General features: G+C 72.9%; 14 protein-coding genes. 8 read left to right on the plus strand and 6 right to left on the minus strand.

Annotation, left to right across the window (positions count from 1 at the left end):
* Positions 1-341, plus strand: a 341-nt coding sequence (locus N4P33_RS27695; protein ID WP_260829537.1) for a serine/threonine-protein phosphatase, incomplete at its 5' end; no start/stop codon positions are given.
* A gap of 54 nt (positions 342-395) precedes the next feature.
* On the opposite strand, the gene N4P33_RS27700 is transcribed toward N4P33_RS27695, so the two are convergent.
* Positions 396-635 (minus strand): chaplin, encoded by a 240-nt coding sequence (locus N4P33_RS27700; protein WP_260829538.1) that lies wholly within the window; start codon positions 633-635, stop codon positions 396-398.
* A gap of 315 nt (positions 636-950) precedes the next feature.
* Between N4P33_RS27700 and N4P33_RS27705 the strand changes: the two genes are divergently transcribed.
* Positions 951-1,157 (plus strand): hypothetical protein, encoded by a 207-nt coding sequence (locus N4P33_RS27705; protein ID WP_260829539.1) that lies wholly within the window; start codon positions 951-953, stop codon positions 1,155-1,157.
* An 86-nt stretch (positions 1,158-1,243) separates the two neighbouring features.
* Here the strand turns inward: N4P33_RS27705 and N4P33_RS27710 are convergent, their stop codons facing one another.
* The 3 genes from N4P33_RS27710 to N4P33_RS27720 form a co-directional block, all read right to left on the minus strand.
* Positions 1,244-1,732: a DUF5709 domain-containing protein gene (locus N4P33_RS27710; protein WP_260829540.1), complete on the minus strand. Its 489-nt coding sequence runs from the start codon at positions 1,730-1,732 to the stop codon at positions 1,244-1,246.
* Between the two features lie 79 nt (positions 1,733-1,811).
* Complete coding sequence (locus N4P33_RS27715; protein WP_260829541.1) at positions 1,812-3,302, minus strand: hypothetical protein; 1,491 nt, start codon at positions 3,300-3,302, stop codon at positions 1,812-1,814.
* 127 nt (positions 3,303-3,429) lie between these two features.
* Positions 3,430-4,176 (minus strand): HAD family phosphatase, encoded by a 747-nt coding sequence (locus N4P33_RS27720; protein ID WP_260829543.1) that lies wholly within the window; start codon positions 4,174-4,176, stop codon positions 3,430-3,432.
* Between the two features lie 81 nt (positions 4,177-4,257).
* Between N4P33_RS27720 and N4P33_RS27725 the strand changes: the two genes are divergently transcribed.
* From N4P33_RS27725 to N4P33_RS27735, 3 genes are read left to right on the plus strand one after another with little or no spacing between them, the layout of a single operon-like run.
* The gene (locus N4P33_RS27725) at positions 4,258-4,971 is read left to right on the plus strand and encodes a nucleoside/nucleotide kinase family protein (protein WP_260829544.1); all 714 of its coding nucleotides are present in this window, start codon (positions 4,258-4,260) and stop codon (positions 4,969-4,971) included.
* Positions 4,968-5,474: a GNAT family N-acetyltransferase gene (locus N4P33_RS27730; RefSeq protein ID WP_260829545.1), complete on the plus strand. Its 507-nt coding sequence runs from the start codon at positions 4,968-4,970 to the stop codon at positions 5,472-5,474. The genes N4P33_RS27725 and N4P33_RS27730 overlap by 4 nt, the downstream gene beginning before the upstream one ends.
* A 52-nt stretch (positions 5,475-5,526) precedes the next feature.
* Complete coding sequence (locus tag N4P33_RS27735) at positions 5,527-7,134, plus strand: glycosyltransferase family 39 protein (RefSeq protein WP_260829547.1); 1,608 nt, start codon at positions 5,527-5,529, stop codon at positions 7,132-7,134.
* A 21-nt stretch (positions 7,135-7,155) separates the two neighbouring features.
* Here the strand turns inward: N4P33_RS27735 and N4P33_RS27740 are convergent, their stop codons facing one another.
* Together N4P33_RS27740 and N4P33_RS27745 are read right to left on the minus strand one after the other, a co-directional pair.
* Entirely contained in the window at positions 7,156-7,566 is a 411-nt protein-coding gene (locus tag N4P33_RS27740; RefSeq protein WP_260829548.1) for a DUF3662 domain-containing protein, read from the minus strand.
* A 67-nt stretch (positions 7,567-7,633) separates the two neighbouring features.
* Positions 7,634-7,807 carry a hypothetical protein gene (locus N4P33_RS27745; protein WP_260829549.1) on the minus strand — a complete coding sequence of 58 codons (174 nt, stop codon included), beginning with the start codon at positions 7,805-7,807 and terminating at the stop codon, positions 7,634-7,636.
* A 182-nt stretch (positions 7,808-7,989) separates the two neighbouring features.
* Here N4P33_RS27745 and N4P33_RS27750 point away from each other — a divergent pair, with 182 nt between their 5' ends.
* The 3 genes from N4P33_RS27750 to N4P33_RS27760 all read left to right on the plus strand — a co-directional run.
* Positions 7,990-8,907 carry a MurR/RpiR family transcriptional regulator gene (locus N4P33_RS27750; RefSeq protein WP_260829551.1) on the plus strand — a complete coding sequence of 306 codons (918 nt, stop codon included), beginning with the start codon at positions 7,990-7,992 and terminating at the stop codon, positions 8,905-8,907.
* 283 nt (positions 8,908-9,190) lie between these two features.
* On the plus strand, positions 9,191-9,565 hold the full coding sequence (locus N4P33_RS27755) for a hypothetical protein (protein ID WP_260829552.1): 375 nt from the start codon (positions 9,191-9,193) through the stop codon (positions 9,563-9,565).
* Positions 9,566-9,745: 180 nt separating this feature from the next.
* On the plus strand, positions 9,746-9,971 hold a 226-nt coding region (locus N4P33_RS27760; protein WP_260829553.1), incomplete at its 3' end, for an ANTAR domain-containing protein.

Raw genomic sequence — 9,971 nt, forward strand, 5'->3', positions numbered from 1 at the left:
AGCCGGGGCCCCTGCTGCTGCGCGACGGGCGGGTCGAGGAGCTGAAGGTGGAGCCGGGGGTGCCGCTCGGGCTGGGGCTGGCCGGGGCGGCACCGCCCGGGGCGGCCGCGGTGCCGCTGCGGCCGGGTGACCGGCTGTTCCTCGCCTCCGACGGGGTCTTCGAGGCGCGCGACGCCGACGGAACCTTCTATCCGCTGGCCGAGCGGCTGACGGCGTTCGGCCACGAGGATCCCGGCGCGCTGACCGAGCGGGTGTGGGCGGACCTCGTACGGCACTGCCCCGAGGTGCGGGACGACGTCACGATGCTGGTGCTGGCGCCGTGGCCGGCCGGGGACAGCTGACGGCGCCCCTCGGCCCTGCGGTGGTCCGCGGGGCCGGGGGCGCGGGGCGGCGCGTCAGTCCTTGATCACGCAGATGTTGCCGCTCGCCGAGCTCAGCAGGTTCACCAGGCCGATGTTGTTCCCGCAGGCGTTGACGTTCACGTCGATCGGGACCTGGACGACGTTTCCGGACAGGAAGCCGGGGCTGTCCTTGGCGACGCCGACGGTGTCCGGCCCGTCGGCCGCTGCCGTGCCGGCGGATGCCAGCAGGGCCACGCTCGCCAGTCCGGCCGCGGTCAGCAGACGTATACGCATGGGAACTCCTGTCGTATGCAGAGACATGTGTGTCCACACGGGGACATGTGTCTCCACCTTCACGGCGGTCGCGCCCACGCGACATCCGGGGGCGTCCGAACGGGGGCGCGGATGCCCCCGGACAGGTTTTCCGGGGGCCGGGGAAGGTACCCCGGCACCCGAGAGGTGCGGCCCTTCACCGCCGCGAGGCGGCCCTCACCGGTGGCGCCCCGGGCGCTTCCGGATGCACGGCGGGCTCCGGCGTTGAATGGTGAGATATCGGACCCGATGACAGCACCGGGGCCGCAACAGGATCCGGACCCGAGGAGCCAGAAGATGTCGACGTCCCAGCCCGACGCGTCCCGGCAGCCCGAGGACCGCGCCACCCCGGACCGCCTGCTCCACGCCCGTACCGGCACCGATGTGTCGCCGGAGGACATCGTCCTTGCCTCGGGCAAGGACCTCACCCCGCAGAACCTCGAATGGGCCCGGCGCAAGCTGGACCGGGAAGGGCCCGCCGCCCTGGACAAGATGCTCCCCTGACCTCCGGCCGCCTCCGCCGCGCCGGTACATGATCACCCGGCCGGGCCGGTGCCCCATGGCACCGGCCCGGCCGCGGTACGTGTGGGTCAGACCCGGTCCGGTCCTTCGGGCAGCTCCGTGTCGTCCGCCACGACGTGCATCGCGGCCTCCTCCGCGCCCGCGGCGCCCGCGTCGATACCGACGTCGTCGGCGACGCTCTCCTTGGTGGTGTCGGGGTGGGCGCCCTCGTCGGGTGCGACCAGGCGTCCGGCGCGGTCGCCGCCCGCCTCCGGGTCGACCGGTTCGCCCTCGCCGCCGGGCAGGTCACCGACCTCGTCACCGGCGGGCACGGACGCGTCGGGCACCTCCTGCGCCAGCCGCTGGTCGAGGGTCTCCCCGTCGTGCTGCTCGGCGGCCGTGGTCCCGTGCTTGGTGACGCCGAGCGGCTTCTCCGGCGGGGAGTAGCCCTCGTCGAGGGTGTCGTCGTAGGTCCGCTCGTCGACGGCGTCCTGCAGGTCGAGCGGCGCGGCGTCGGCCTGTTCCTCGTTGCTTCCGGTGGGCTGGTAGGCGTCGTCACCCATCGGTTCCGTGCCCATGTCGTCCTCCCTCGGTCAGGGCTCGCCACGTCGGCTGTTCGTCCCGGGTGCCAGGTCGGCGTGACCTCAAACGCGATCTCTAGCCCCGTGACCACCGCGGGGCGACGCGGACCGTCAGGTCGCTGACCGGGTGGGCGGGCCAGGGGCGGGCGTAGCCGGGCGGGGCGGCGCCGGGGCCGGTGAGGTGGGCGACGGGGATGTGGTCGGCGGTGCGCAGGATCTCGGCGACGGTCGTGTTCTCGTTGTGCCCGGCGGTCGCGCCCGAGGAGCAGCCGGTGTAGTAGCCGATGGGGATGGCCTCGTACCCGGTGATCAGGCAGGGCGGGCGGACGCCGAGGTCGTGGAGCCGGCTCGCGGTGCGGGCCCAGTCGTCCCGGCTGTCGGTGTTGCGGTCCACGGTGAAGACCAGCACGGTCAGCTGCACCGCGAGATGACCGGCGATCCCGAGCGCGACGACGGCCGTGACGACCGGCCGCCAGGTGCCGCGCGGCGTGCGGACCAGGTGCCACAGCGCGTCGGCGACGGGCAGGGCGAGCAGCGCGTAGGCGGGCTGGAGGAAGCGGGGTGCCGCGTACTCGATCATGAACAGGTACGGGAGGGCGGCGGTGGTGGCGCAGGCCAGCGGCACCAGGGTGGGCAGGGTGCGCCGGCCGCGGACGGCGATGATCAGGGCGAGGACGGCGAGCAGCGGCAGGACGATCCACCAGAGGGTGATCACCGGGTGGGGCATCTCCCCGGTGCAGGGGCGGCACAGGGCGCGTCCGCCCAGGCTGCGCAGCTGGTCGTCGACGGCGATGTGCCAGCCGAGCCCGCCCTGGATGCGGGAGGCCTCGGCGAGCCGCTCGGACAGCCCGCCGTGCCAGGCGTACGCCTCGATCACCCAGGGGACGGCGCCCGCCGCGACGCCTCCGGCGAGGGCGAGCAGGGTGCGCCAGTGGCCGCTGACCAGGGCGAGGACGAACAGTGGGAGCGTCACGTAGACGGCGTCGGTGGGGCGCATCCACGCCATGAGCGCGGCCCCGGCGACGATGCCCCACAGGGCCCCGGCGTGCGCACCGCGCCCGGCCCGGTACCGCAGGAGGCAGCCGACGGTGATCAGCGCGCCGATCGCGACCCAGTAGTTGGGCATGGCCTGCGGACCGTAGAACAGGGTGATCCACAGGGAGGCGAAGAAGGCGCCGCCGGTGACCAGGACCCGGGTCGGGAACAGGCCGCGCCAGCTGCGCAGGGCGAGGTAGAGGGCCAGGCCGGACAGCACGGCGAGATAGATCCGCAGCAGGGCGGTGGAGTCGGACCAGGAGGCGACGGGCGCGACCAGCAGGGAGACGCCGCGTGAGCGGGGGGCGCTGAAGAAGGCGGCCGGGTGGTGGGAGGTGACCTGGCTGACGTAGACGATCTCGTCCCAGCCGAGGCCCAGCGCGGGGCGGACGAGGACGAGCTGGGCGAGGGTGAAGACGGCGGCCACGACCGCGAGCGGACGGGTGCCGCGCATCCGGCGTGACGCGCCCGGCCCGGACGCCTGCTCGCCTCGCCGTGCACCGACGAGGAGGGCACCGCTGCCCTGGGTCATCGTCCACCTCTTCTTCACTGAAAATCATAGAACTCCGAAAACACGGACAAAACTAACCCGCGAGTCAAGATCGCGCAGGGCGGGATACGGCCAACTGCCGCAGTCCTTTTCGGGACGTGACCGGCTGTCAGGCCTCCGTCCCGGGCACCCCGAGCTCGGCGAGGTCGGTGACGACGATGTCGGCGCCGTGCGCGTACAGCTCCTCGCGCCGGCCGGCCCGGTCGACGCCGACGACATAGCCGAAGCGGCCGGCGCGCCCCGCGTCCATGCCGGACAGCGCGTCCTCGAACACGGCGGCCCGCGCGGGCTCGACGCCCAGTTCCCGGGCGGCGGCGAGGAAGGTGTCCGGCCGGGGCTTTCCGGGCAGGCCGCGCTCGGCGGCGACCACGCCGTCGATCCGTACGTCGAAGAGGTCCTCGGCGCCGATCGAGCGCAGCACGTCACGGCAGTTGGCGCTGGAGGAGACGATCGCGGTGCGCAGTCCGCGGGCCCGGACGCGCTCGATGTAGCGCAGGGTGCCGTCGTAGGCCTCGACGCCGCCGGTGCGGATCTTCTCCAGCAGCAGCTCGTTCTTGCGGTTGCCGAGACCGTGCACCGTCGGGGCGTGGGGCGGGTCGCCGGGCGCTCCCTCGGGGAGCTCGATGCCGCGGGAGGCGAGGAAGGTGCGGACGCCGTCGGCGCGGGGGCGGCCGTCGACGTAGCGGCCGTAGTCGCCGTCGTCGAAGGGCCGGAAGTCCGCGCCGTCGCGCTCGCGCAGAAAGGCGTCGAACGTCTCCTTCCAGGCGGCGGCGTGCACGACGGCCGTCCTGGTGACGACGCCGTCGAGGTCGAACAGGCAGGCGAGGATGGTGTCGGGCAGGCCCAGATCCGTCATACGGGCCACTGTTCCCCGCGCGAGCGGTGACCCTCTCCCCCGCCCCGGACGGGAAGCCCGTCGGGTGACACACTCTGCCGTGTGGCGCTGACCTTCGACGACCTTCTGAGCCGTGCCCGCGCCCTTCCCCGGGGCGGCCGGCGTGCGATCCTCGGCATCGCCGGCAGTCCGGGCTCCGGCAAGTCCACCCTCGCCGAGCGTGTCGTGCGGGAGCTGAACGGCGACGGGGAGCCCTGGGTGGCGCACGTCCCGATGGACGGCTTCCACCTCGCGGACGTGGAACTGGACCGGCTCGGCCGCCGCGACCGCAAGGGCGCCCCGGACACCTTCGACGCGGCCGGGTACGCCGCCCTGCTGACCCGGCTCAGGGAGGAGACGTACGGCGACATCGTGTACGCCCCCGGGTTCGAACGGGTGCTGGAGCAGCCGATCGCGGGTGCCGTCCCGGTGCCGCCGACAGCGCGGCTGGTGGTGACGGAGGGGAACTATCTGCTGCTGGACACGGGGGCCTGGGCGCGCGTCAGGTCCTGCCTGGACGAGGTGTGGTTCTGCGAGCTGGACGAGTCCGAGCGCCTGCGCCGGCTCATCGCCCGCCACGAGGAGTTCGGCAAGACCCACGAGGAGGCGGTGGCATGGGTGATGCGCAGCGACCAGCGCAACGCCGAGCTGGTCGCCGCCACCCGGGACCGGGCCGACCTGGTGGTGCCGGTGCTGGACAGCTGGGAGCCCGCGCGTTCCGGTGCGCGGAATCGGGTGGACGCCGGGCGGCGCGATGACCGAGGCTCGCGTCCATGATCAGAACAGCCACCGTGGACGACGTCCCCGAGATCCGCGCGATGATCCGTGAACTCGCCGCCTACGAACGGGCCGCAGACCAGGCCCGCGCCACCGAGGAACAGCTGCGCGAGGCGCTGTTCGGCGAGCATCCGGCCGCGTTCGTCCTGATCGCCGAGGACGACGGGACCGGTCGCATCGCGGGCTTCGCCCTCTGGTTCCCGCGCTTCTCGACCTGGACGGGCAGCCGGGGCATGCATCTGGAGGACCTCTACGTCCGTCCGCACACCCGGGGCGCCGGCCACGGCAAGGCGCTGCTCGCGGCGCTGGCCGCGATCTGCCGGGAGCGCGGATTCGAACGCTTCGAGTGGGTGGTGCTGGACTGGAACGAACCCGCCATCGCCTTCTACAAGTCGCTCGGCGCGGAGCTGCTCCAGGAGTGGACGGTGTGCCGGCTCAGCGGCGCTCCGCTGGCGGAACTCGCCGCCTCGGCCCCGGAGGTCGTGGCGCGGCCGGCGGTGTGACATCCGTCGATGACCCACGGGCGGGCGGGTGCCGGTGGGAGAGTAGCGGCCCATGAGGCGTCTTGCGGGTCGGCGATGGGTGCAGGCCGGGCTGGTGGTGCTGCTGCTCGGGCAGATGCTCGTGGCCATGGTGACCGCCGCCGTCCGCCAGACGCCTACGATCGACGAGCCGGTGTACGTCGGTGCCGCCGCCGTGTACCTGGAGGAGCACAGCCTGCGCTACAACCCCGAGCATCCGCCGCTCGGGAAGCTGGTGATCGCCGCCGGGGTCGCGGTCGCGGACCCGCGGCTCGAGCCGGGATTCCGCGGTGGCCAGACGGAGTTGGGGCGCCGCCTGCTGTACGAGTCGGGCAACGATCCCTGGCGGGTGATGCTGTGGGCGCGGCTCCCGGTGATCGCGCTGACGCTGCTGTTCGGCTGGGTGGTGTACGTCTTCGCCCGTGAACTGGCCGGTACGGCGGGCGCGTTGGCCGCGCTCGCGCTGTACTGCCTGTCCCCGGACGTGATCGCGCACGGCTCGCTGGCGACGCTGGACGTGCCGGCCGCCGGCTTCCTGCTGACGGCGGTGTGGCTGTTGTGGCGGGCGCGCCTTCGGCCACGGCTCCATCTGCCGCTCGCGGGCGCGGCGCTCGGGGCGGCGCTGGCGACGAAGATGAGCACCCTGCCCGTGGTGCCGGTCCTGCTGGTGCTGGCCGGGGTGTCGGTGTGGTGTGCGTCGAGCGGCGGGTGGCGGCGCCGGGCGGTGCGGGCGTGCGCCGGGGCCGGGGTGGTGGCGCTGGTGGCGGTGGCCGTCGTCTGGGTCACGTATCTGATGGTCGATCCGCGGCTGCGGTGGGACCCGCAGCAGCATGTGCCGGTGGTGCACGGGCTGCGCGGGCTGCTGGTGGAGTTGATGCCGTTCCCGGAGCCCTACCGCGACGGTATGCGCATCCAGTTCGGGCTGGAGAACCACCCGTGGGAGGGCTTCCTGTTCGGCCGGCTCTACACCGGCTCGCTCTGGTACTACCTGCCGGCCGCCCTGCTGGTGAAGACACCGCTCGGCCTGCTCGTGCTGTGGGCCGCCGGTGCCGTGACGGTGGTGGCGCTGCGGCGGCTGCGGCCCGCCGCGCCCTATGTGCTCGCGGCACCCGCGGTGCTGCTGGCCGCCGCGATGTACGGCTCACGCAACTTCGGCACTCGGTACGCGCTGTTCCTGCCGATGTTCCTCGCGGTGGCGGCGGGCTGCGTCCTCCTGGTGCGGCGCCGGTGGGTCCCGGTCACCACCGGAGCGCTCGTGGCGTTCGTCGCGGTGAGCTCGCTGCGGGCGTACCCGTACTACCTGCCGTACGCCAACGAGGCGTTCGGCGGTCCGGCGCGCACCCGGCAGCATCTGCACGACTCCAACGTGGACTGGGGACAGGACCTCGGCCGGCTCGCCGAACGGCTGCGTGAGCGGTACCGGGACGAGCGGATCTGGCTGGTGTACAAGGGCAGCGGAGTGCCGTCGTACTACGGCATAGAGGCCGGCGACCCGCGCCGGGTGCCGCCCGACCGGGTGCGCGGGGTGCTGGCGGTGTCCGACTCCGCGGCGGCCAAGGCGACCGGAAGGCTGGCGGAGTTGCTCGCGGGAAGCCGTCCGGTCGAGGACGTCGGTCACTCCATCACGATCTACCGTCGCTGAGCCCGGCAGCTGACCGGCGTGTCACCGCCCCGCCCGCTGGAATCCCTCGGCGCTCACATGCCGCATGACGCTGCTCGCCACTCGGTAGCGGCGGCCGTCGGGAAGATCCTTCGCCCTGCCGACGTGCACGGTGAGGGGGCCCGCCCAGGCGTAGCCGTGGCGCGCGGCGTGCCGGGCCAGGCTGTCGGTGAGCGCCTGTCCGACGCCGCCGCCCCGGCGGTTCAGCTCCTCGTGCACCGGGTCGGCGAGTTCCACGTCGTAGGCGTTGGGGACCATCACCCGGCCGCCCGGGGACACCACGGCGTTGCTGTCGCACTCGCGCCGCAGGGCTTCGACGAGTTCGACCGGCTCACGTTCGCGGCCGAGCATCCGCGCCCACACCGTCTCCCATCGGTTCTCCAGGGCCTGTTCCAGCGCGCTCAGGGCGCTCATCGTGGGTTCACCTGCCGTCGTGTCGATGTGTCGATGTATCGGTGAGTCGTTGTGCTGAGGGCGGCTCTCAGCGGTCCGCGAAGTCGTCGGGGCGGATCCGCGCCTCCTCCAGCGCCTCGCGCAGCGTGCGTCCGGTGCCGCCCGCGTCGTGGTCGCGGGCCCGGTTCCGCTCGGGGCGCGGCTCGTCGGCGGTGTCGTCCGTGGCCCGGGTCTTCGGCCGGTTCTCCTCGGGGACCGTCATTCCGGTTGCTCCTCCTGTCGGGGCTGGCGATGGGGCTCTGCGGCGTTGCGCCGGAAGGGCGGGTTCCCGCGAGGGCCGGGCGTATCCCCGTGGATGCGAAGCGGTGCGCGCCGGTGAGACGCCTGGTCACCACGGTGAGTGAGCTATGTTGAACCTTCGTGGGAGACGAAGGAGGCGCACCGGTGCCATCGCCGCAGCAGGCACGCGCACAGGCATCCGCGATCACCTCGGGGAAGGCGGGCCAGGACACGGAGGTGTCCCCGACGTCCCAGCTCCGCGCGCTGTTCGACCGGCCCCGGCTCTCCCCCGGGCAGCGGCGCATCGCCCAGTACCTGATCGAGCACATCACCGAGGCGGCGTTCCTGTCGATCACGGATCTCGCGGACCGGGTCGGGGTCAGCCAGCCGTCGGTGACGCGGTTCGCGTCCGCGGTGGGCTTCAGCGGTTACCCGGCGCTGCGGGAGAAGCTCCAGTCGATCGCCCTCGGCACCCTCGCCGGCGGTGCCGCGGAGGAGAACCGGGGCAATGAACTGCAGGCGGCGGTCGACGCGGAGATCGAGAACCTGGAGAACCTGCGGCGGGACTTCGCCGACGCGGACCGGGTCATCGAGGTCGGCCGGCAGCTGTCGGAGTCGGCGCCGCTGACCGTGCTCGGGCTGCGCATCTCCGTGTCCCTGGCCGAGTACTTCGCCTACGCCGCGCGGCGGATCCACCCGGATGTGCGACTGGTGACGCTGGGCGGCAGTGTCGCGTACGACGCGCTGCTGCAGTCGCGGGAGGCGGGCGGCACCTGGGTGCTGGCGTTCTCCATGCCCCGCCACGCGCACGAGACGCTCACGGCGGTGCGGGTCGCGCGCGGCGCCGGGCTGCAGGTGGCGCTGATCACCGATCTGGCGCTGGGTCCGATCGCGGACGAGGCCGACGTCACCTTCGCCACGGGCACCGGGTCGCGGCTGGTGTTCGACTCGTACGCGGCGCCCGGCGTGATGTGCGCGGCGCTGCTCCAGGCGATGACCGACGCGGATCCGGAACGGACACAGGCGCGGCTCGAGGAGTACGAACAGGTCGCCGACCAGCATCAGTTCTTCATCCGGGAGTGACGATCGCCCCTTGAGGAACAGCCACCAAGGGGACCATCCGCATCAAAGCACGCATGAATGTTTTCATACGTCTTGCAAAGCCGACGGCATATATAAATACTGCTCACGGATCGCGGCCCTGCCGCGCAGCGACACCCGAAGCCGCCGGCTCCTACCCGCTCCGGTGGCGAGGGTGTCCGGCCGGGCACCTTCTGCCCGGCCACCCGTGGCGGCCCCGGTCATCCCCTAGGCCGGGGCCGCCCCACCCCGTCGTCCACCCCAACGGCGCCGCACACCGGAAGCGATGAACATGCCCCTGACGACCACGCGTGTCAGCCCCGACTGGCCCTGCCAGGTCAAGACGCCCGGCAGCTACGACTGGGAGCGCTCGGCGGCCAAGTGGCTGCGCGAACTGGTGCCGGCCCGCTACGCCAGTTATCCCGCGTTCATCAGGAACCCCGTGCTGCTGGCCCGGCATGCCCAGCTCCAGGTCGAGCAGGAGATCCGGGTGGCCCGCACCGCCCTGCAGACCGCCCGGGCCGACCTGCCCCGGCTGGGATTGCACGAGGGCGTCATCGAGCACACGATCAAGCTCTACGCGGCCGAGGTCATGCAGCTCCAGCACATGGCCCGCAGCGTCCGCGCGGTCACCCAGGCCCTGGTGAGCGCGGGACGCTGATTCGCGGCGCCCGCGCCGGGGGACCGCAGGTTCGGTGGATCTCCGCGGAGCAAGGCCGTCATCGAACAGCGGTTTGTGTGCCATGCTCGTCGCGTGAGCGACCCCGTTACCCCGGCGGAGTCCGGGGCCGCGCCTGACCTGGCGGAACTGGCCAGAGTGGTGGCGCGGCAACGCGCCGAGATGGACCGGCTGCGCGAGCAGACGGCGATCTCGGCCGTCGTGGAGCGCGCCAAGGGCGTGGTGATGGCCCTGACCGGCTGCTCCGCGGACGCCGCGGGCGAGACGCTGCTCCAGCGGGCCAAGGCCGCCCGCCACTCGCTCCTCGAGGAGTGCTGGATCACCCTCGGCGAGCTCAAACCCACGCCGGTCGCCGGAGCCGACGAGGCCGCCGCAGGGGCGGCGGACC

Origin of the sequence: Streptomyces sp. 15-116A (assembly GCF_025290915.1) — a bacterium.
Classification (GTDB): Bacteria; Actinomycetota; Actinomycetes; order Streptomycetales; family Streptomycetaceae; genus Streptomyces.